This window comes from Jeotgalibaca ciconiae (genome assembly GCF_003955755.1).
GTDB lineage: Bacteria > Bacillota > Bacilli > Lactobacillales > Aerococcaceae > Jeotgalibaca > Jeotgalibaca ciconiae.
The window spans coordinates 1,306,576-1,327,313 of sequence record NZ_CP034465.1 but is presented as its reverse complement, the minus strand read 5'-3'; the positions used below and the strand labels follow the sequence as shown (position 1 = coordinate 1,327,313).

The 20,738-nt window shown below is 36.9% G+C and carries 24 protein-coding genes; all 24 read right to left on the bottom strand.

The features are described from left to right. Positions 1-3 precede the first annotated feature (3 nt). The 24 genes from EJN90_RS06260 to EJN90_RS06145 all read right to left on the bottom strand — a co-directional run bounded on the left by EJN90_RS06260 (position 4) and on the right by EJN90_RS06145 (position 20,730). A complete protein-coding gene (locus tag EJN90_RS06260) occupies positions 4-1,272 on the bottom strand; it encodes a flagellar hook-length control protein FliK (RefSeq protein ID WP_126109531.1) in 1,269 nt (422 codons plus the stop codon). Between the two features lie 123 nt (positions 1,273-1,395). Further along, positions 1,396-1,830, bottom strand: a complete 435-nt coding sequence (gene fliJ, locus EJN90_RS06255) for a flagellar export protein FliJ (protein ID WP_126109529.1) — start codon at positions 1,828-1,830, stop codon at positions 1,396-1,398. A 22-nt stretch (positions 1,831-1,852) separates the two neighbouring features. After that, complete coding sequence (gene fliI, locus EJN90_RS06250; RefSeq protein ID WP_126112328.1) at positions 1,853-3,163, bottom strand: flagellar protein export ATPase FliI; 1,311 nt, start codon at positions 3,161-3,163, stop codon at positions 1,853-1,855. 9 nt (positions 3,164-3,172) lie between these two features. Further along, positions 3,173-3,928 (bottom strand): FliH/SctL family protein, encoded by a 756-nt coding sequence (locus EJN90_RS06245; RefSeq protein ID WP_126109527.1) that lies wholly within the window; start codon positions 3,926-3,928, stop codon positions 3,173-3,175. After that, positions 3,912-4,916, bottom strand: a complete 1,005-nt coding sequence (gene fliG, locus EJN90_RS06240; RefSeq protein WP_126112326.1) for a flagellar motor switch protein FliG — start codon at positions 4,914-4,916, stop codon at positions 3,912-3,914. Before fliG ends, EJN90_RS06245 begins: the two co-directional genes overlap by 17 nt. A gap of 4 nt (positions 4,917-4,920) precedes the next feature. Continuing rightward, positions 4,921-6,501, bottom strand: a complete 1,581-nt coding sequence (fliF, locus tag EJN90_RS06235) for a flagellar basal-body MS-ring/collar protein FliF (protein WP_126109524.1) — start codon at positions 6,499-6,501, stop codon at positions 4,921-4,923. Between the two features lie 40 nt (positions 6,502-6,541). Beyond that, a complete protein-coding gene (gene fliE / locus EJN90_RS06230; RefSeq protein ID WP_174919272.1) occupies positions 6,542-6,847 on the bottom strand; it encodes a flagellar hook-basal body complex protein FliE in 306 nt (101 codons plus the stop codon). Between the two features lie 30 nt (positions 6,848-6,877). After that, a complete protein-coding gene (flgC, locus tag EJN90_RS06225; RefSeq protein WP_126109520.1) occupies positions 6,878-7,309 on the bottom strand; it encodes a flagellar basal body rod protein FlgC in 432 nt (143 codons plus the stop codon). A 34-nt stretch (positions 7,310-7,343) separates the two neighbouring features. Further along, a complete protein-coding gene (gene flgB / locus EJN90_RS06220; RefSeq protein WP_126109518.1) occupies positions 7,344-7,727 on the bottom strand; it encodes a flagellar basal body rod protein FlgB in 384 nt (127 codons plus the stop codon). Positions 7,728-8,051: 324 nt separating this feature from the next. Then, positions 8,052-8,414 (bottom strand): flagellar export chaperone FliS, encoded by a 363-nt coding sequence (gene fliS / locus EJN90_RS06215; protein ID WP_126109516.1) that lies wholly within the window; start codon positions 8,412-8,414, stop codon positions 8,052-8,054. Positions 8,415-8,445: 31 nt separating this feature from the next. Further along, positions 8,446-8,790, bottom strand: coding sequence for a hypothetical protein (locus tag EJN90_RS06210; protein ID WP_126109514.1), 345 nt, complete (start codon positions 8,788-8,790; stop codon positions 8,446-8,448). A gap of 22 nt (positions 8,791-8,812) precedes the next feature. Then, positions 8,813-10,216, bottom strand: a complete 1,404-nt coding sequence (fliD, locus tag EJN90_RS06205; protein ID WP_126109512.1) for a flagellar filament capping protein FliD — start codon at positions 10,214-10,216, stop codon at positions 8,813-8,815. Between the two features lie 4 nt (positions 10,217-10,220). Then, a complete protein-coding gene (locus EJN90_RS06200) occupies positions 10,221-10,568 on the bottom strand; it encodes a flagellar protein FlaG (RefSeq protein WP_126109510.1) in 348 nt (115 codons plus the stop codon). Between the two features lie 91 nt (positions 10,569-10,659). Beyond that, positions 10,660-11,634, bottom strand: a complete 975-nt coding sequence (locus EJN90_RS06195; RefSeq protein WP_126109508.1) for a flagellin N-terminal helical domain-containing protein — start codon at positions 11,632-11,634, stop codon at positions 10,660-10,662. 386 nt (positions 11,635-12,020) lie between these two features. Continuing rightward, entirely contained in the window at positions 12,021-12,929 is a 909-nt protein-coding gene (flgL, locus tag EJN90_RS06190; protein ID WP_126109505.1) for a flagellar hook-associated protein FlgL, read from the bottom strand. 2 nt (positions 12,930-12,931) lie between these two features. After that, positions 12,932-14,434 carry a flagellar hook-associated protein FlgK gene (gene flgK, locus EJN90_RS06185; RefSeq protein ID WP_126109503.1) on the bottom strand — a complete coding sequence of 501 codons (1,503 nt, stop codon included), beginning with the start codon at positions 14,432-14,434 and terminating at the stop codon, positions 12,932-12,934. Positions 14,435-14,444: 10 nt separating this feature from the next. Beyond that, entirely contained in the window at positions 14,445-14,807 is a 363-nt protein-coding gene (locus EJN90_RS06180; RefSeq protein WP_126109501.1) for a flagellar export chaperone FlgN, read from the bottom strand. Next, entirely contained in the window at positions 14,807-15,100 is a 294-nt protein-coding gene (flgM, locus tag EJN90_RS06175; protein WP_126109499.1) for a flagellar biosynthesis anti-sigma factor FlgM, read from the bottom strand. Before flgM ends, EJN90_RS06180 begins: the two co-directional genes overlap by 1 nt. 202 nt (positions 15,101-15,302) lie before the next feature. Next, complete coding sequence (gene fliY / locus EJN90_RS06170) at positions 15,303-16,355, bottom strand: flagellar motor switch phosphatase FliY (RefSeq protein ID WP_126109497.1); 1,053 nt, start codon at positions 16,353-16,355, stop codon at positions 15,303-15,305. Then, positions 16,352-17,347: a flagellar motor switch protein FliM gene (gene fliM, locus EJN90_RS06165; protein WP_126109495.1), complete on the bottom strand. Its 996-nt coding sequence runs from the start codon at positions 17,345-17,347 to the stop codon at positions 16,352-16,354. Before fliM ends, fliY begins: the two co-directional genes overlap by 4 nt. A gap of 2 nt (positions 17,348-17,349) precedes the next feature. Next, positions 17,350-17,763 (bottom strand): chemotaxis protein CheW, encoded by a 414-nt coding sequence (locus EJN90_RS06160; RefSeq protein ID WP_227872609.1) that lies wholly within the window; start codon positions 17,761-17,763, stop codon positions 17,350-17,352. Between the two features lie 23 nt (positions 17,764-17,786). Continuing rightward, the gene (locus EJN90_RS06155; RefSeq protein WP_126109491.1) at positions 17,787-18,149 is read right to left on the bottom strand and encodes a response regulator; all 363 of its coding nucleotides are present in this window, start codon (positions 18,147-18,149) and stop codon (positions 17,787-17,789) included. A gap of 18 nt (positions 18,150-18,167) precedes the next feature. Further along, complete coding sequence (locus EJN90_RS06150) at positions 18,168-18,758, bottom strand: chemotaxis protein CheC (protein WP_126109489.1); 591 nt, start codon at positions 18,756-18,758, stop codon at positions 18,168-18,170. After that, positions 18,751-20,730: a chemotaxis protein CheA gene (locus tag EJN90_RS06145; RefSeq protein WP_126109487.1), complete on the bottom strand. Its 1,980-nt coding sequence runs from the start codon at positions 20,728-20,730 to the stop codon at positions 18,751-18,753. Before EJN90_RS06145 ends, EJN90_RS06150 begins: the two co-directional genes overlap by 8 nt. Positions 20,731-20,738 lie beyond the last annotated feature (8 nt).

The following is a 20,738-nucleotide window of genomic DNA, read 5'->3' as shown; positions in this document are numbered from 1 at the left end:
TTCTCAGATATAAAGACTTAATCCTTTTGAAGCTGGTTCCTGGATTTCTTCCGTTTCTTCTTCAAAATCTTGTATACCTGCTTTATTTATTTTTCCCGAATTATTTGTAGATTGTTGGTTTGCACCAAAGTCCATCGTTTGTCCAGCAAATGCAGTATTTGCTTGAGGCATTTCTTCAATGACGATGGAATGAATCATTGTTTCATTTTGAGTATTAGCTATAATTGTCGGCACTTTTCTTTCAACAAGCTCTCTGATATCTTCTTTTTGGATAAACATTTTTGCGACAATTTTATCTTCTTTCCATTCAAGATGGATTTCCATTTCACCCAGCTTCTCTGGTGTAATCGTTACTTGTATCCGTTTATTTTCATGAGTTTCCATGTCTTTAATAGAAAGATTCATGCTTTCTCCAATATCCTTCACGAATTGTTCGGGATTTTGCCAAGTAATTTGTACTTGTTTTCCGCTTGGCGCAATCGTTGTTTCTTTCGGCAGCTCTATCGGAACGCTTAGATTCTTTTCAGGCAACTCACTTGATAACTCTGTTACAACGAATGGTTTCTTCTCGATTTTCTCTTCGACAGGAACAGATTTCGTCGGCTGAAATGCAATCGTCTCGTCTGATTTTTCAGTTATGAGCTTTTTAGGCAAGACCTTTTTTTCTTTTGACAAGCTTATTCCGTTAGATTCTGATAGTTCTTCTATTTGTTGGAGTTGCTCATCAGCTGACTCGAAGTTTTTCTCATCAAAATGTACCTTTGAATCTACTTGATGATTTTCAATTAACAAGGTGGATTGATCTGTTCCAAGTTTTTTTTCAAATAGTAGTTGCTCCTTAGGCGGAACAAGCTCTGATACTTGAGAAGCAACTTCAGGAATCCTCGCTTGTTTTTTCGGCTCTTGTGGCGCTTCTTCGAATAATTTTTCAGCGTCCCAAACATCAAATTGCTCTATTGTTTTTGTGGTTCCATCAGCAAAAGGAGCTACAAAAAGAGGCAGTGTTTTTTCAATTGACCGTTCACCGTCTACGATGCTCATTTCACTCTTTTGAACATTCTGAATATCGGGAATGACTGGCCGGACATGTTGGAATTGCAGCAGTGTCTTCGTTGCTTCTGCCATTGCTTTTTCCATATCTTCTTCATTTTCTGATTCAGATGTTTGTATGAATGTGACATCTTGTTCTTCTGACTTCAACTGTTCAGTTGGCTGTTCAAGAAACTGATGCAACAATTCTTGAAACTGATTGGCATCAGGAGACGGGATCACGGATACTTTTTCTCCTGAAAACTGAATAAACGGGTTTATCGACACACTTTCCAGTTTATTTCACCTCCTTTCAAAGGAAAAATCATACAGGTGAAGGTCTTTCGCTGTATTATTTTTCCTAGCCTACAATGCTCTTTGCTTATAATTCATCGTTGCGAATTCATCTAATTGCATTTGTTCAAGCCTTTTCATCGTTTCTTCGGCTGCAGTAAGCTCTTTTTCTTTTAATTTTTCCATTGCTCTACGATTTTTATGAGCATCAAGCAATTGTTCTTGTGCTTTATTTATTTGTGCTTGTGTAGAATCCATCTGATTTTTTTGCTGAACAATTTTTTCGTCAATGACCATTTTATAATAATCGTTATAGCGTAATGTTTGGATTTGAGTATTTTTCAAGTTGTCGTTCTTCACTTTGATATTCTCTTGAATCAAGCTTTGAAGTTGCAGGTTCTCTCTGTTCCATTTATCTTGTAGATTCGAAAGTTGTAACCTTGCTTCGTCCTCTAAATCAAAACGCCACCCTAATATTTTCTCCATGGAAAATTTATGACTTGCCAATTCTTTTCACCTCAACTGTTTTCTAAGCTAATGTCTTTGTTAAAAATTGCAGGGTTTCAGAAAAACGAAACGGTTCTTCTACTTGCTGTTTTAAAAAAGTCTTGATTGGATGGTGCAATTGAATTGCTCGATCTACAGAAGGATTCGACCCTTTTTGGTAAGCTCCTACATCAATCAAGTCTTTTGACTCAGCATATACAGCCATATTTTCTTTTAGTTTTCCGGCTGCTTGATAATGTTCGTCACTCACAATCTCTTTCATCAAACGACTGATACTATTTTGAATGTCAATGGCAGGGTATTGATTCTCGGAAGCAATCTTCCGGGAAAGGATGATATGACCATCCAAAATCCCTCGAACTGTATCTGCAATGGGTTCGTTCATGTCATCCCCTTCTACCAATACCGTGTAAAAAGCGGTAATAGAGCCTTTATCCGACATACCGCTTCGTTCTAATAAACGAGGCAAGGTGGTGAAAACAGAAGGTGTGTAGCCTTTCGTCGTTGGTGGCTCCCCAGTTGCCAAACCGATTTCACGTTGCGCCATCGCAACACGAGTAACAGAGTCCATCATCAAGACCACTTTTTTCCCTTGATCGCGGAAGTATTCAGCAATTGCTGTTGCTGTAAAAGAGCCTTTTAAACGAACCAGCGGCGGCGAATCAGATGTTGCACAAACAACAACCGACTTCTTGTACCCTTCTTCGCCCAAATCATTTTCAATAAACTCAAGCACCTCTCGCCCACGCTCACCAATCAAGCCGATGACAATGACATCGGCTTCACAATATCGTGCAATCATACCAAGCAAGGTACTCTTTCCAACCCCACTACCGGCAAAAATACCGACCCGCTGTCCTTCTCCGATCGTCAAAGCACCATCGATCGCTTTTATCCCGGTTGGAATAACCGTTTCTATTTTATTCCGCTTAAAGGGATCGGGAGCCTCGCCATTTACTTCCTGAAGCCTGCCATTTATCTGCCTATTATGAGACATGGGTCTGCCCAGTCCATCAATGGTTGTCCCTAATAATTCATCAGAAACTTCCACCTGAAGTGTTTTTCCAGTTGGCCTTACAAGACAACCTGGCCCAATCCCATCCAGATTATCTAGCGGCATGAGTAAAACGGTCTGTTCTACAAAACCCACAACTTCACTGAGGACGATTTTTTCAGTAGCTTTCAAAAAAATTTCGCAAACTTCTCCGATAAAAGCCTCTAGTCCTTCTACTTTAATGATTAATCCTGTGACTTCCGAAACTTTTCCTTTTGTTTGAAAGTAATTTTTCTTTTTTAGTTGCTTTTGATAGCAATCAAAAGGAATCTGGAACATTTTTTTCACCTACAACTCTTTCAAATCGGCAACCATTGCTTCTAATTGCTGCTTTATTTGTAAATCAACAATGGCATGAGAACTTTCAATCACACACCCATTTTTTTCTAAGGTTACATCCGCTAAAACAACAAAACGGAAAAGTGGGTATTCCGTTTCTAATTTTCCAAGATTTTTCTTCATCGCTTCCTGTAACTCAGGATTGACAGTGATCGTGATAAAGGTATCTTTTTGTTCCATTCGACTTAGAATGGGCGCAATTAATGCAATCAGCTTCTCATCAGAGCTATCAATTTTTTCATGGATAATTTTTTCAGCCATCTGTGCTGCCAGTTCAATCATTTCTTTTTTCTTCTCTTCATAAAACAACGCTACTTGTTTCTCTGCTTCTGCAAGGATTTGATTTGCGTTCTCTTTTACTTCTTTCGCTTCTTCTATGGCCGATTCCAGCCCTTTTTGATAGCCTGACCGGAATCCTTCTTGAACACCTTTTTTTTCGCCAATTTGATAACCTTCTGTTTCAGCCTTTGCTTTCAATTCTTCTGCTTCGGCTTTCGCAGCAGATAAAACTGCTTGTTTCTCTGCTCTTGTTTCTTCCATAATGGCTTCTATTTGTTGGCGTTCTGCCTGGTAAGCCTCTTTAACAGGATTTTTTTCCTCTGCTCGAGCAGCTTGTATTTTCGGCTGCCAAGTCGTTGTCACCGGCGCATGTTCAATAGGTGCCGACGAATTACCTGCCTTAATAATTCTATGAAATGATGGCATCTTGATCACCTCTTCTTATATAAATCTCACCCGATTCATCCAAGGTTCGAATAATCGCCACAATTTTTTGTTGTGCTTCTTCTACTGCGGATAGTCGAGCAGGTCCCATAAATTGCATATCTTCTTTGATTGTTTCTACTGCACGAGAAGACATATTTTGGAAGACGAAATTGCGGATTTCATCTGACACACCTTTCAATGCCAACATTAAATCATCATTATCAACGTGACGTAAGACTTTTTGAACATCGGATGCGTGCAGAGCAATGATATCTTCAAAGGTAAACAAGTTCGCCTTCACTTCATCTGCCAACTCAGGCTGTCTTTCTTCCAACACTTGAATAATATTTTTCTCCGTACTTCTGCCTACGGAATTCAAAATTTCTACCAGCGCATGAACTCCACCAACTGTTTCAGTGTCATTCTCTACATAAGAAGAGAATTTATTTTCAATTACTTTTTCGATTTTTTCAATAACTGCAGGAGAAGTACTGGTAATCGTACCAATTCGCTCTGCAATCTCTGTTTGCAGTTCTAAAGGAAATTGTGCTAAAATTTGCGCAGCTTTATCTGGCTGCATGTAGCACAATACTAATGCAACTGTCTGAGGCTGTTCACTTAATAATAAATTTTTCAGCTGCATGGGATCAGCTTTCCTGGCAATATTGAAAGGACGCTCACGTAATTGAATTTGATTCAATAAATCAATGACTTCTTTTGCTCGTTGTGCGCCCAATGCCCGATTCAGAATTTCACGGGCATAATCAACACCGCCATCTATGACATACTGGCGGGCTTGAGACATTTCTAAAAATTCATTTAGTATTTCTTCTCGCTCTGTTGGATTCACATAATCAATGTTGGCAATCTCATAACTTACTTTTTGGATATAGCTTTCCGGTAAAAGTCGTAGTATTTCGGCTGAAGTTTCTGCACCGAGAGAGATTAAAAGGATTGCCGCTTTTCTAATTCCAGACACATCTTCCATTACCTTACTCATCCTTCATCCACATTTTTATTAAATCCGCTACTATTTCCGGACTGTCTTTTGCTTGCTGGTAAGCTGTTGATTCTTTTTCAAGTTTTTCATTTTGAATTTTTTCTTTTAACATATTTTTCGTTTCTAGTTCAATATCACGTGTTGCTTCTTGCTTTTCTTCTGCTAAAAGAGCTTCAAACTCTTCTTCATTAGCTTTTCTACGGCGATTTCCACTAACAATAACGGAAATAATGAGTGTAAACAGAATCAAAGCCATACCCGCAATAATATACAACTGGTATTTCGCCCATAGACCTTCAACTGTATTGGAATCATCCGGCAGCCCGTTTTCTGTTACACCTGTTTGTTTATGGAAGTTTGTGGAAAATACTTGAATATTATTTGCATCGGGAGCCCCAATAATATTTTTGACTGTATCTCTCACTTGCCCTTCATTTAATCCCGGTATGCCTGTATTAAACAGCACTGAAGCAGAAATTTCTTCTACTCGGCCGGTTTCAAAAACGGTACGAGTCTTCTTTTGATCCAATTCATAGTTTTTGGTGCTGTTATAAGAAGCAGCATTACCGGCCTCTCCTTCAACAACACTATTAATTGCTAATTCATTTTCATTCAATTCCTCGGTAGTAATTTCTCCGCCTGCCGCATTCACGATTTCACTTCTTACTTTACTGTCGATTTCTTCATCGGTGTCGACCGCTTCTTGTCCATATAAAATAGTTTCTTCTTCGCCCACATCAAAATTCATTTTGACATTAACGGATACTGATAGATTTTCTACACCATAAATCGGGGCCAAGGTAGTCATTACTTTTTGCTCAAGTTCTTTTGCGTAATTTTTCTCAATTTCACGATTACGAGATGCTTCATCAGAAGCAAATAACGAACCGCCATCTTCTTGAAGGAAGGCACTTAGTAAGCTTCCATTTTCATCAATAATGCTTACATTTTCCATAGGCAGATTATCAACGGCCCCTGAAGCAAGTGAAGCAATTCCTTGAATGGAGGAAATAGGTAATTCTCTACTACCGCTCTTAACGAGCATGATGGAAGCAGTCGCTTGTTCTAACTCTTCCGGTCTAGTAAACACGCTATTCTCAGGAAAAGAAAGAATCACTTTGGCACTATCGATTCCTTCTAATGCACTAATTGCCCGTTCCAACTCGCCTTGAATTGCACGTTGCTTTTTAATTTCACGGTCCTTATCTGTATCCATCATCCCGGAATTATCAAATATCTCAAATCCGATTGAATTACTTGGCAGCATATCATTCACCGCTAATTCGATCCGATATTTATCTACATAATCTTTATCGATATAAATGCTTGTTCCATTATCTTCCAAACGGTAAGGAATCTTTTTTGCTTCTAAATCATTCACGATATTGCCTGAATCAGCTTCTTCCATACCACTAAACAGCAGTGCATATTCAACTCTTTGTGATGCAAAATAAACCACTAATCCAATGATTAAAGTAAGAACAGAAACACTTACAAGTCCAATGCGTTTCCCTCGAGATAAGCTGTTCCATCCCGATTTCATTGAATCCCCTATATTTTTTACAACATCCATTTTTCTTGTAGTATCTCCTTTTCTCTAATTGCTCATACAGTTAGAATTGCATATTTTTAATATCATTGTATGCTTCTAAGCATTTATTTCGTACTTGGATGGCTAGTTCCAAGGACAATTGAGCCTCCGTTGTTTGGATCATAATATTATGCAGCGCAACGTCATCTCCAACAACAAGAGACTCCACTGCTTGGTCACTCAGTTGTTGAGATGTCGTAAAACTATTCAGTGCATCATTAAATATAGAAGAAAATTCATCATTTTTTACTTCGGTTGTATTCGGTATACTCATGGAATCCAAAGTATTTACTTTATTTATTACATTGGTGTATGCTTCAATATTCAAAATCGATTTCTCCTTTCAAATCATTCGAGATTATTTCGCTGAAATGGTTAATGCTTGCTTCAACATGTCTTTCCCTGCTTCAAGAGAGGTAGCATTTGCTTCATAAGCACGGATTGTTGTCATTAAATTAATCATTTCGTCAGCCATGTTCACGTTTGACTGCAATACATATCCCTCTTCATCCGCGTCAGGATGTTCCGGATCATACTCACGAATTTCTGTATCATCTTCCACTAGTCCAGTCGCCCGAACTCCAAAACTTTTTCTGCTTATTCCAATATTTAAACTCTGGTTGCTTTGCTTAAAGGCTTCTTCAAAAACTACTTCCTTCTTTTGATAAGGTCCGCCTTCTTCCGTACGGGTGGTATTCACATTCGCAATATTGGTCGAAATCGTGTCTAGTTTCAAGCGTTCTAAACTCAAACCACTGGCACTAATATTCAATGAATTAAAAATAGTCATATCCTTCTACTCCTTTCTCTTATATAAGTCCTTATTATCCATTGATTACTGTGTTTAATCGTGCATATTGTGCATTTAACTGAGCAGTAAGTGCTTGGTATTGAAGATTATTTTGCGTTTGATTCACCATTTCCATATCGATATCAATATTGTTCCCATTTTCTTTAACAGCCGTTCCAGTATTTTTACTCAAAATCGGATTAATCTCCGTTAACTCATTCGCTCCACCCAAATGAGAAGCATGGGTAACCTTTAAAGAGCTTCCTTCTTTTGCTTGCTCCAAGAGTCTTTCAAACTCTAGTTTGTTTGCTTTGTAGTTAGGTGTATTGACGTTTGAAATATTACTTGCGATTAATTCCTGGCGCATGCCGACTACATCCAGCGATTTTTTTAACAAAGCAAGATTCATATTCTCCATTTCTTGAAAACCTTCTTTCTCTATGCAAAAACTATTTAAAATGTATAACATAATGAAATAAGTATATTGATTTTTGATAAAAAACTAAAAAACATAAGTTTATTTTTAGAAAAATTAGTGATATAGCTGTATTTTCCTTAATGACTTATGTTCTTCATTAAACATTAATTAACCTACGTTATACATTTTACACGAAGCATGTAAATTTAGTGAATAAAGTTTTATTAACATATATGTTAAAATTTATCTATATAAAATGAAATAAAAGCGTTCACCGATCTAAAAAAAGATCGACAAACACTCTTGTGGCAACACAAAATAGCGTTAAATTTGGTTCCAAGTATCCCGTAATTCTTCGATAAGTTTTTGAGAATTCTTTATTTTTGTGACATCTTTTTGAACATTTGCTTGTAAAGCTTCATTTGTCAAAAAGCTATACAGTGCATCTAGATCCTGAGCGATTTCTCCGCCCTCTTCTAAATTAAGTGTTCTTTGAAGTTCTCCTAAAATGTCTTGATGTTTAATCAAGGATTCATTGACTTTTTGATAATCACCTTTTTCCAGACTCAATTCAGCGATTCTTAAGTTTTTCAAACTACCTTCATAAAGAAGTGTAACTAACTTTTTAGGAGATGCTGTTAAAATTTGATTTTGTTGGTAAATATTTTTTGCTTGCTTGTTGTACATTTCATTACTCCTTCTTTACGCTGATCCAGTTTCATAGCTCTTGATTCACAAAAGTAGGCGTTTTTTGCGGATAGACATAATTTTGGACGATGGCCTTGTTCTTATTCATGCCTCTCAATTCTTGCGCAATCTCCTCTTTTGCTACTTCCATTACCGCTACGATTCGTGTTTCTTTCTTATAAATCTCTCTCAATAGCTGCTCTTCTTCTAATGTAAGAGGCAGCTCTTGCAATTGCTGTACTTCATGAATAAGAGTTTTCATTTGCGAAATGATTTCTGGACCGGTTTCGGGAGTTCCATTCCAAGAATCGAGAACAGTGTTCATTTCCTCAAATAAAGAGAAACGATTCTTTTTAAATTCTTGATTTTCTTGCATGGTTAGCCTCCCTTTTTATTGTTTATCCATTATTTGAACCTGAATTATTATTGAACTGGCTCATCATATAACTTAGTTGCGATTCTGCTTCCATCATCGCAATATCCAGTGCCGTAAACTTGGCAATGTATTGCTCACGCTTTACTGCTAAACGATCATTGAATTTTTCAATACTTCCTTTAATATCTTTGATTAACTTATCGTACGTTTTATTCTTTGTAGCGATAATTCCATCTTTTGAATCTGTAAAGCTGTTAATGAGCGTTTCGAATTTTTGTCCAATTCCAATATCTTCTTCTACCGTCTCACCAGCTTCATTAACTGATGTTTGTGTAAATTGAAATAATTCACGGACTTTATTGCTGTCTTTTTTTAAGGCTTCTTGAAGTTTTTGAGCATCCAGTGTAGCTACACCATCCCGATCTACTTCAATTCCAATCGATTCAACTGTATTGGCTCCCGTGTTCCCATTATCTATCGCATTGGTTAACAGGGAACGTAACTGTGTTTGCAGACGCATCAAGCTGCTATCTCCTGTTAAAGCACCTGTCTTATTGTCTTCTTGTGATGGATCGCCCACGTCCAACAATCCACTGATAAATGACATCGTAGAATTGTATTGATCTACAAATTCTTTAATTGCTTTTTCAGTAAACTCTAAGTCATCCGTAACTTCTACTTTGATTGGTTCTGTTGTGACAGCTTTTAAATCGAGGGTTACACCATCCATAACATCGGTAATTTGATTGCTGTCCCGTTCAATATTGATGCCATTTACAGTTAATTTTGCTGATTGTCCAGCTTTTATGTTTCCAGGATCGTTAAAGCCGAATTCTTCAGCTAGACTGCCTTCTACATCAATCGCATGGTTTCCATAAGCTGTGTTTTGTAGAACGATCCGGTCATCAATCGCAACTGCAGAAACGCCACTATCTTTTGTTTTTTCGTTAATTTTATTGATAATCTTTTCTAAATTATCTCCAGCGTCAATCTTTATCTCAATTGATTCTGGTTCACCATCTTCATTTTGGCCAGGGAATATAAGCGTTCCTTCTGTCTGCCAAGTTTTCTTGTCGTCTAGAGTTAATTTATTTCCCGTCACTTGTGTGCGTGTTGCAAGCCGTTCTACCTCTATCGAATAATCTCCAACGATTGCTTTTGTTCCAGCTGAAAAAGTAAGCTTTCCTTCTTTAGAAAGAACTACCTTCTTCGATTCAAATGTCTCTGGCTTTGCGATTGCTGTCATTTTATTTGATAAGCTTGTCAGACGTGTTTGTATATCTTTCCATGCAGTCTGTTCTTTTTCAATAGACGTCTGTTTATTCTGATAAGAAGTTATTTTAGTTGATTCTGCTTGAAGCAGTTGTTCGATCGTTTCCATGGTAATCCCTGAATAAGATCCCATGAAATTAATACTTGATGCCATGCCCTCACTCCGTTCTGTCGATCAAAATACCCGCTTGTTCCCAAATTTTAGCGATAACATCCAACATTTCACTTGGCGGGTATTCCTTAATCACTTCATCTGTCACCAAATCACGCATCTGAACAATCGTACGATTTGTACCTTCATGCGTCAATACTTGAAAGTTCACGTTTAAACCCAACACATATCCATTTGCTTCTTCCACGATGTTTTTTAATTCAGTATCTGAAATAAGATTCTCCTTGTAATCACCTTTGCTTACTTCAGTAATATTCCTGATTTTATTAATTATTTCTACGCGATCGTGGTTATTGGTATCAAAGACGATTCGATTTATTCCATGTATATCCATACACTACACCTCCAATGTCATTAATAGAAACCGAGAGCCGACCCAGTCGACTCTCCGGTTATGAAACATTTGAATAAGAATAAAATGAAGCTTATTGTAATAGTTGCAATACACCTTGTGGCATTTGGTTAGCTTGTGCCAACATTGCTGTTGCTGCTTGTGACAAGATGTTTGATTTCGTAAAGCTCATCATTTCTTCTGCCATGTCAACGTCTACGATACGTGAATTAGCTTCTGACAAGTTTTCTTTAGTTGTTGATAGGTTTGAGATTGTGTGGTCTAGACGATTTTGTACTGCACCTAGGTCTGCACGTTGTGATGATACTGAACTAATTGCATCATCAATTTTCGTCAATACTGCATCGAATGAAGTTGCATCTGCATCTTCTGCACTAACGTTAGCTGGATTAAATCCATCAACTTTTGCTTTGGCAGCTTCTAAAGTTGTTTCTAAGCCTTCAGTTATACCTTCATCTAATCCATCATCATCAGCTAATGCTTTTTCTGCAGTAGCAAGTTCCTCTTTAGCTGTATTTAATGCACCTTTGTCTACACCAAACAAGCCTGATGTACTCATATCCTTGATAGATACATTGATTTCTTGACCTGCATTTGCGCCAATTTGGAATGTAAATGATTTACCTGCGTCGCCACCATTTAACAATTCTTGCTTATTAAATTCAGTATCTCCAGCAATACGGTCGATTTCTGCTGTTAATGAATCCATTTCTTTTTGAATTGCATCACGATCTTCTGTTGTGTTTGTACCGTTTTTAGCTTGTAATGTCAAATCACGCATACGATTTAAAATTGTGTGTGTTTCTTTCAATGCGCCTTCTGCTGTTTGAATTAATGAAATACCATCTTGTGCGTTACGAGTTGCTTGAGTCAACCCTGATACTTGGTTTTTCATTTTTTCTGAGATTGCTAAACCTGCTGCGTCATCCCCCGCTTTGTTGATGCGTAGACCTGATGATAATTTTGCTAATGAACCAGATTTTGATGCATTAGCTGATGTTAGACGTGAGTATGTATTCATTGCTGAAATATTTGTGTTAATTCTCATTGTTTGTTTCCTCCTAATTTTTACTATTTTGTTAAGGCCTTGCCTCTATTTTAATTATCGGCTGCAGATAAACTTTGTTAAGTACTTTTGTCATTTTTTTTGTAATACTATCAACTTTTTTTATCATTGATTCTATAATTTTAATTGTTAGTGGATGCATACAACTGCATCGTTGGATTTTTTGAAGGAATAAGGATTGCTTATAACCATAAACAAGAATTCACTAGGAACTACAAAATATTAGTGTTTTAGCACTTGCTCTTTGTCCTAGACTTGAAAGCTTGAAGACTACAAGATTCAGCCGATTCCCTAAACCCGTCCATATCGAAAGAAATTTCATTTGAAGCCCCTACACCAGATAAAAAACAAAAAAAAAGACCACCTTTTTACAGGTAGTCCAAAATAGTCGTTTGCAATACTCTTGTTCCCATTTGCAGAGAAGCTTGGTAAGCGACAAACTCCATATTAAATTGCATATATTTTTCAGCAAAATCAATATCCTCTTTGGAAGATAGCATTTCACTTAAACCTAGCTCTTGGCTTTCATTTCGTGCTAGAGCTGACTTCATACGATTCGTAACTGCTCCAATTTCTGTACGGCTGGTTACCACGTTATCAATCTCTTTATCAAGCTTTCCAAGGCTGTCTCTCATAGCATCCGCATTATTATTATCCAAGCCTTGTAGAACATCTGACAATAACGAACCTAAATTCGTTCCATCTGCTTGTTCATTCAACAATCCGCCCCCACTTGATGGAATTTGGACTGTAACGCCAGACGCAATCTCGCGGCTAATGTTTTCATCTGTTCCCTGATAACTGATTCCAGTCATCTTGCCATCTGCATCTTTTTCAATGACAAATGGTACAGTCGTTGTTTCAGTTCCGCCAAAAATGTGGCGACCGCCAAATTCTGTATTCAAAGCATCCACAAATGTAGCAATTTCTGTTTCAATTTCTGCTTTTACTGCCGTACGGCCTTCTTCACTCATCGTGTCATTCGCTGCCGACTGAACAAGCGTTTTAATACGCATTAATGAATTAGATGCATTGCTTAATGCTGAATCTTGCATGCTTGTCCAGCTGATTGCGTCTTCAATCGTTGTTTGATATTGCTCATTTTGCGTAATACTTGTTTTTAAGTTCATAATTTCTGAAACGAGTAACGGGTTATCAGAAGGTTTTGATACTTCTTTCATGGAAGAAAGTTGATTTTGATATTTTTGGACGTTTTGTTGGTTTCGAGACAAATTTCTTAAATAGCTCGATGTCATCATACTATCTGTGATCCGCATCATTACACTCCTGTTCGATTAATCAATGTATCCAGCATCTCATCCACTACAGAAATAATTCGAGCGTTCGCTTGGAATGCACTGCTGAATTTCATCATATCTACGACTTCTTCATTCATTGAAACGCCAGAAATAGAACCTCTTCTATTTTCTAAAAAGGTTAATACTTCCGCCTGACTGGCAGTCATATTATCAGCTTGTTCTTTCATGATTCCCATACTCGTTACCATATCGTTATAAGCACCAGCTGTTGTAGAGCCGCCTGCTTGAGCGGTAAAGCTCATGGTATCTTCATTGTATTCGGCGCTAAAGGCATCGCTGAAATAATTAATTTTTGCAGTTGCTAAAGCAGAAATCGCTGTAGCTCTTGAACCATCTCCCGATGCAGAATTCTCTATTGACTTTCCCGCATTGATTTTAGATGAGTCAGCCATAATTTCAGCGTTTACTTTTAAGCTTTTTGCACTATCCGTTTGCGACACTTCAAAAAATGGAATTCCTTCTCCATCATTACTGTGGATTTGGTTTACTGCAGTTGCGAAAGAATAGACCATTTGATTCAATTCTTTCATTTTGTCATTTACGATTTCCAACGCTTCTTGAGAACCTTTGATACTGCCGTTTTCTACAGAAACTGAAGAGTAAGTTCCATCTTCCGAAGCAATAACTACTTGACCAATGGCAAAGTTCCCCGTTTGTTGAACTGTTTTGCCCGATCCATCCGTGATAACCATATTTCCATCCACATCGTGATCAGAAACCATTGCTAATTTTTGAACACTGTTTTCACCCAGCATTTCATGACCGTCCAATTTCACTTGGACACGTTGGAATGAATCATAGCTTAATTCAACATCTGCAATTCCTGCTAATTCTGTTGTTAAGCGATCACGTTGGTCTAGTAAGTCATTTGGAGTATCACCTTTTACGGTTACATTGAAAATCTGTTGATTCAATGTGTGCAACTGTTCCACTTTATTATTAAAATCCAACACATCTTTTTCAATGGCATAACTAGTATCTGTTTGAACATTTTCAATTTGATTCGACATATGTGTTAATGTATCAGCTAAGCTTTGTGCCTCTTGACTCACCATTGTTTTTGCAGTCGGTAATTCAGGGTTAGAACCGAGGTAATTCCATGAGGAATAAAAACGGCTAAAGCTGCTGCTCAGTCCTGTTTCTGATGGTTCATTAAAAATCATTTCCAGTTTTCCGAGTGTATCTGCTTTTTGTCCATATCGATTAAGTGAAGAATTTTCTTGTTGAATCTGTTTTGTAACGTAGTCGTCAATTACCCGGACAACTCCAGACAGTTTGACACCAGTTCCAATTTGTCCTACTCCACTTAATGTATAAGGATTTGCTGCCTCAAAATTTACGCGTTGGCGTGTGTAACCAATGGTATTCATATTCGCTAAATTATGACTCGTTGTTTGCAGTGCTGTCTGAGAGGCAGCCATACCCTTCGTACCTATATTTAATGTTCCAAATAATCCTGACATGGTCTTCCTCCTATAACGACTGGTTCAACAAGTTTGCTTGTGACGCGCCTGTATGATGTCCATCCTTAGAATATGTTTTGTTTGCTTTTTTTACCCCATCGTTAAAAGCATCCATTACACTTTCAATGAATCGAATGCTTTGTTTCGTTAGCAAAAGATTCGTTTTTTGTAGTTCCTGTATTTCAGCTACAGCCTGTTCCACTTTTTTGCGGTCTTCCTTACTAAAATCGATTGTTGGAAATACTTCTACAAAAACTTTTTTTTCTTCTATTATTTTCGAGATTTCTTTACTGTCGTTGTTCATTAAAGCTGCTTTTTCTGTTTCTAATAACGTAATAAAATCTTCTAAAAAAGCAATATTTTTATCTGCCATTATCGATTACCTTTTTTCTGTGCAGCCATTGTATCAACGATTCCGTTTGCTATCTTTTCAGCAGATACTTGATAACTGCCGTCTTGAATCGCTTTTTTAATTGCCTCTATCTTTTCAGTGGAAGCAATGCTCATCTTCGCTTCGGATAGTTTTTTGGCTTCGTCTGAAATTTCGACAGATACATATTCTTGATTGCTTGTTTTTTTAATCGATTGCTTTTGGCTCTCAGCAGATAAGTTTTGTGTGTTACGAACATTCCTTAAATAATGTTGGTGACCATTAGTAATTTTCATTTTGAAGAGCCTCCTTTTTTATATACTTCTCTACATTTTGAGGATAAAATCCCCGCTCTTTTATTATATCGGAACACTTTAATTAAATTTAATAGTTTTTTCTATTTTATTAGAAAAACAATTCCATTAGCAAGCTCTTCTGAATATAAACAAAAATATAATAAAAAGCACGCAGGAAATATCTCCCAGCATGCTTTCACCATCATAAATTATTTATACGGCTTTCTTTACTTAATATATTTGTAATTCGAATACCGAAGTTCTCGTTAATCACAACAACTTCGCCTTCCGCAATCATTTTCCCATTTACATAAATACTTAATGGCTCTTCTGTCATTTTATCCAATTCAACGACTGAACCGGTACCTAGCGACAAGATATCCCTTATAGTCTTCTTGCTTTGTCCCAACATGACGCTCAATTCTAACGGAACATCCATAATCAAATCTAGGTTTTTCGGGCGATGTTTTACATCGGAATCTTCCAACATTTGAAATTCAGGCTTTTTAACCGAAACTTTTTCTTCTTCCGCTTCTGGTGCTTGTACGACTACTTGGGATTCTTGTACAGTTACTTCCTCGATAACAGTAGCTTCATCTTCCAACATTAGACGTGTCATATCCCGCACTGCATCAAGTGTGAATACCTGCATAATCGTACTCTTGAGAATCGATTCAACTTCCAGTTCAAATGAAATCTCACAAACTGAAATATCTAATTGATTTTCATCAATCGAAACAGTATTTTTTTCATCCCATAAAGACACTTCTGGAGGAAAAATATCAACAGTTCTTCCAAACATGGTTGCCATCGCTGTAGACGCTGAACCGATCATTTGATTCATCGCTTCGGCTACGGCACTCATTTCAATCTCCGTCAAAGTCTCTGATTGAACCAGGCCATCGCCACCCATCATTAAGTTGGCAATTTTCCCAGAATCACTCACATCTAGCATCAACATGTTATTGCCAGTAATTCCTTTTTTAAATTCAATGGAAGTAATAACTTTTGGTCTATCTGATTCTGCTAAGATACTCTTCATATTGGTAGATTTTACCCGAGGCGTTGTAATACGGACCTTATATCCCAATATTTCAGATAAAGTAGTGGCAGCTTGTGACATAGAAATATTTCCAACTTCGCCAATGATATCTTTATCCATTTGGCTCAATTCTTCAGCCGGTTCTTCCGGAGCAGATGACAAACTTGCCATCATTTTATCGATTTCTTCTTGTGTTAACGCTGAATCGCTCATTCTTCTTGATTTCCTCCTATATCCTCTAGCACTTCTACTGCCATTTTATTCTCTATTATGCCCGGTTTTACTAAATAATATGGCTGCTTTTCAATCGAAAGAACAAGCGGATCATTTATTTTTTCTTCAAGCGGAATAATATCTCCTAACTCTAATTGAAGAAAATTATCCAGACTAATTTGTGTTTTTCCTAGTGTTACTTCTAAATCTAAACGAACACCTTGAATGTTTTTCGTTAACTGATCTTGATCAGAGGCATCTGTACCTTTTCCTGAATGAAACCAATTACGGAGACTTAATTTATCTAACAATGTTTCAAAGAAAACATAAGGAATACATAAATTCATAAAAGAAGAGTTTCCCATCATTTCAATTACGAAAGTAATTAACGTAACTGGTTCATTAGGAGAAATGGCTTGTATCATTTGCGAATTATGTTCCATTGAATCCATATTCACTTCAAGAGGAACGATGTCACGCCAAGCATTTTGAAAAGCAACTCCAAATTGACGAATAACATCTTCCAAAATAGCTAGTTCGATTTCTGTAAAATAATCTTTGGTGACTTCTTCTGAGAAGACTCTTTCTTCTGAACTTCCACAAAGTATTTCTATCAATTGGAAACAAATTTGAGGATTTAATTCAACAATTTGGATTCCCGGTTGCGGGTCAGCATGAAACATTCCCATCATTGTAAAACGAGGAACTGAATGTAAAAACTCATCAAAACTGACTTGTTCGATAGATTTTAATTCCAACGAAACGTTGGAGCGTAGTTGCGTCGTTAACAAATTACCAGCGGTTTTTGCATATTCTTCAAAAACCATGTTTAAAGTAGACACATATTCCTTAGAAAGGCGTATCGGTCTTCTAAAATCATAGCTTTTTACTTTTGGTTGCTCTTTTTCTTCTATCTCGGCTACATTAATTTGACCGGTCTTCATACCTTCCATCAGCGCATCGATTTCTTCTTGTGACAAGACTGGATTCACGTTTACCCCTCATTTTCAGAAAATAAAGTCGGTAAATTGATAAGATTTATAACACGATCGTTTCTTAACAATACTCCTTCAACTGCATCGTTGACTTGTTCATCCATTAATTGAATGTGACTTTCATCTACATCAACCACTTCTTCCACGTCTCCTAATGCCAAGGCTACTTTTCTTTTACCGCTTTTTATAATAACGGTATTATTGTAGCACAATTTCTCTTCTTGTTGAGTATTTCCGTGATTGTTCAGAAATTTGTCAAAATCGATTAGTGAAAGAATGTTTCCACGAAGATTAATTAATCCAAGTACCCATTGTGGGGCTTTAGGGACTTCTGTCCATTTTTGCGGCCCAGTAATTTCATCCACTTCACTTGATTGAACGGCGTATAATTTATCTTTTAGAGAAATTATCACAAGTTGCAAATGTATCCCTCCAATTAAATAGTAACTTTACTTAATGACTTAATCACTCGAGCTGTATCGAACGGTTTTACAATAAAATCGATGGCTCCCATTTTTATTGCTTCCATAACCATTCCTTGTTGTCCCATTGCGCTACACATAATGACTTTTGCATTCGAATCAAAGGCTTTGATTTGTTTTAGCGATTCAATCCCATCCATTTCTGGCATGGTAATATCCATTGTTACTAAGTCTGGTTTAACTTCTTTATATAAATCAACTGCTTCTATTCCGTTTTGTGCTTCACCCACTACTGTATAACCATTTTTCTCTAAAATATCTTTCAATTTCATTCTCATGAATGCTGCATCGTCTACAATTAAAATATTTTTCGCCATTTTTAAATACCCCTTTTACTATTTTATCTTTGAAATTATATTTTCTAATATTTCATCTTGAGGAACAAAATAAAGAGATGATTCCCATTTATTATCCTCAATCCAATATTCATTTTTAAAAACCCATAGATTTTCATCATACTGGAACTCTTCCAAATAAGCACTTGTTAATAACGATCCAAACATATCTTCCATAATGTATGGAACATCCGTTTGAATATCTAATTCTAAAAATTTCGCAATTGCATTAACAAAATTATTAACAAGAATATTAACCAACTCACAAACAGCTGACTCTGCTATCTCTTGGCTTTCTTCATAACCTCGAAGAAGTTCTGTCGTAATATCATTGAAACCAAATTCATTCAAAACGAATAAAAACATTCCTGCCATGTCTCCTGAAGTTTGAATCTGAACGGCTTTTACAATCGTATCAGCCGGCATGATTTTTTCGAAAACGACATCATAACTCATTTCTTGAATCGTTGGAACTTTCATGTTGACCTTTTTATCTAATAATTTTGAAAGACTTGTTGCAGCGTTTCCGCCGCCAATATTAATAACTTCTTTCAAAATATCTAACTGGTTTGCGGTATATTTCTCAGTCATTTGTCAACCGGTTCCTTTCTAAACAAATTGTTGTGGTATCAAGAATCAAGGTAATACTTCCATCCCCCATGATTGCTGCACCCAAATATATATTATTGTTACTGATTTCTGATCCTAATTCTTGAATCACAATTTCTTGTTGGCGAATAATGGAATCTACTGCTAATGCATACGTTTTTCCTTCAATCGTTACAAAAACAAGATGACTCGCTTCTTGCTCATCGTTCAACATCTCCAATTGTTCTTCCAACCGAATAACAGGTATCGCTTTATCATTTTCCATCAATACTTCACCATCATGGGTTTGTTTAATCGCATCTTTATTTATACGAACAACTTTATTGATCACACTCAATGGAATAGCTAAGGTATGTCGTTCAACTTTGACTAATAATGCTGGAATAATGGATAAGGTCAATGGCAGGCTTAAACGGAAGGTGCTTCCTTTATTCGGCTCACTGACAATATCAATTGTTCCGCCGAGTTCTTGAATCTTCGTTTTGACAACGTCCATTCCCACTCCACGTCCCGATACTTTCGTAACTTCTTGCTTGGTAGAGAAACCTGGATGGAAAATAAGTTCTTGAATCTGTTGATTGGATAAACCTTCTGTAGATAAGCCTTTTCTTTCAGCACTCGCCTTAATCGCTTGGGAATCCAAGCCTTTTCCATCATCAGATACAGAGATCAATACACGATTTCCTTCTTGGTAGGCCGTGATTTTTATCGTCCCTTTTGGATTTTTCCCTAATTCAATTCTGCGTTCGGATGGTTCAATTCCGTGATCCGCGCTATTTCGAATCAGATGAATTAATGGCTCCCCTAGCTCTGATACGATTGTTCGATCTAATTCAGTATCATCGCCTTCAATCACTAACTCCATCGGTTTACCGGTATCTGTACTTAAATCCCGCACTAAACGTGGAAAACGATTCGTTACAGTGTGAAGAGGCTGCATTCGTATGTTTATTACCAAGCTCTGCAATTCATTGGTAATTCTAGAAACATAGGACAACGTCTCTTCTAGCTTTTTATTGGCTGTTTTTTGACTGATATCTTCTAGCTGTGTCCGATAAACGACTAATTCTGACACGAGATTCATAAAGGAATCTAATTTTTCAATGTCAACCCGAATGGAGTGATTTGGATGGTGAGATGCAGTAACTGTCTTTTTAGTAACCATTTTTTCTTCATTTGTTAATTTTGTCGCTTCTTGTTTTTTTAATGGTTCAACAAGAGCAGCTTCCACTTCACTCACTAGGTGAATTGTTTCTAGAATTACCTCACTTTCTAATTCTGAAAGATAGAGACATTTAAAAATATGTTCGAAATCTTCTGCTTCCAAAATATCAGGTGAAGGTTCTGTTTTAATAATTTCACCAAATTCTTCTAGCTTACTCATCACTAAAAAGGCGCGAGCATTTGCCATCATACTATCTTCTTCTATCTTTACAGCTATTGCGTAAGCTTTATAGCCCTCTTTTTCAGCAGCTTCTGCAACTTCCCAATCTGATTCATCCAACGTCTCTAAAGTTGAATGGAAGGTATTAATTTCTGGTTTCTCATCTACTTGTGTCATTTCTTGAGAACCTTCTGCTGTAATTCGATCACACATTGCGGTGATATCTGAATAATCACGATTTTCTTCTTCACTGTTGCGAATATCTTCAACGATTTCAGCTAAAGCATCCAAACTTTTGAAAACAAGAGAAATAATTTCTTCATTTGCAGATTTATTTTTATCTTTCAAATAAGAAAACACATTTTCCAGTTTATGAGTTAATTCTGTCATAGTTGTAAATCCCATTGTAGCTGCCATTCCTTTTAAAGTATGGGCAGAACGGAAAATTTCATCAACGATTGTTGTATCGGTTGGACTTTGTTCCAAGTCTAAAACCAAGTCATTTAATTTCAGTAAGTGGTCATCTGTTTCTTCAAAAAACATTTCTAAATACTGAGTATTATCATCCATTTCTCATC

Excerpts from the sequence above, each read along its gene's own strand:
- fliI (WP_126112328.1), bottom strand. The coding sequence starts at position 3,163 with ATGTTCCAGATTCCTTTTGATTGCTATCAAAAGCAACTAAAAAAGAAA.
- EJN90_RS06245 (WP_126109527.1), bottom strand. The coding sequence starts at position 3,928 with ATGCCATCATTTCATAGAATTATTAAGGCAGGTAATTCGTCGGCACCT.
- fliG (WP_126112326.1), bottom strand. The coding sequence starts at position 4,916 with ATGGAAGATGTGTCTGGAATTAGAAAAGCGGCAATCCTTTTAATCTCT.
- fliF (WP_126109524.1), bottom strand. The coding sequence starts at position 6,501 with ATGGATGTTGTAAAAAATATAGGGGATTCAATGAAATCGGGATGGAAC.
- flgC (WP_126109520.1), bottom strand. The coding sequence starts at position 7,309 with ATGACTATTTTTAATTCATTGAATATTAGTGCCAGTGGTTTGAGTTTA.
- flgB (WP_126109518.1), bottom strand. The coding sequence starts at position 7,727 with ATGGAGAATATGAATCTTGCTTTGTTAAAAAAATCGCTGGATGTAGTC.
- fliS (WP_126109516.1), bottom strand. The coding sequence starts at position 8,414 with ATGTACAACAAGCAAGCAAAAAATATTTACCAACAAAATCAAATTTTA.
- EJN90_RS06210 (WP_126109514.1), bottom strand. The coding sequence starts at position 8,790 with ATGCAAGAAAATCAAGAATTTAAAAAGAATCGTTTCTCTTTATTTGAG.
- fliD (WP_126109512.1), bottom strand. The coding sequence starts at position 10,216 with ATGGCATCAAGTATTAATTTCATGGGATCTTATTCAGGGATTACCATG.
- EJN90_RS06200 (WP_126109510.1), bottom strand. The coding sequence starts at position 10,568 with ATGGATATACATGGAATAAATCGAATCGTCTTTGATACCAATAACCAC.
- EJN90_RS06195 (WP_126109508.1), bottom strand. The coding sequence starts at position 11,634 with ATGAGAATTAACACAAATATTTCAGCAATGAATACATACTCACGTCTA.
- flgL (WP_126109505.1), bottom strand. The coding sequence starts at position 12,929 with ATGCGGATCACAGATAGTATGATGACATCGAGCTATTTAAGAAATTTG.
- flgK (WP_126109503.1), bottom strand. The coding sequence starts at position 14,434 with ATGTCAGGATTATTTGGAACATTAAATATAGGTACGAAGGGTATGGCT.
- EJN90_RS06180 (WP_126109501.1), bottom strand. The coding sequence starts at position 14,807 with ATGGCAGATAAAAATATTGCTTTTTTAGAAGATTTTATTACGTTATTA.
- flgM (WP_126109499.1), bottom strand. The coding sequence starts at position 15,100 with ATGAAAATTACTAATGGTCACCAACATTATTTAAGGAATGTTCGTAAC.
- fliY (WP_126109497.1), bottom strand. The coding sequence starts at position 16,355 with ATGAGCGATTCAGCGTTAACACAAGAAGAAATCGATAAAATGATGGCA.
- EJN90_RS06155 (WP_126109491.1), bottom strand. The coding sequence starts at position 18,149 with ATGGCGAAAAATATTTTAATTGTAGACGATGCAGCATTCATGAGAATG.
- EJN90_RS06150 (WP_126109489.1), bottom strand. The coding sequence starts at position 18,758 with ATGACTGAGAAATATACCGCAAACCAGTTAGATATTTTGAAAGAAGTT.
- EJN90_RS06145 (WP_126109487.1), bottom strand. The coding sequence starts at position 20,730 with ATGGATGATAATACTCAGTATTTAGAAATGTTTTTTGAAGAAACAGAT.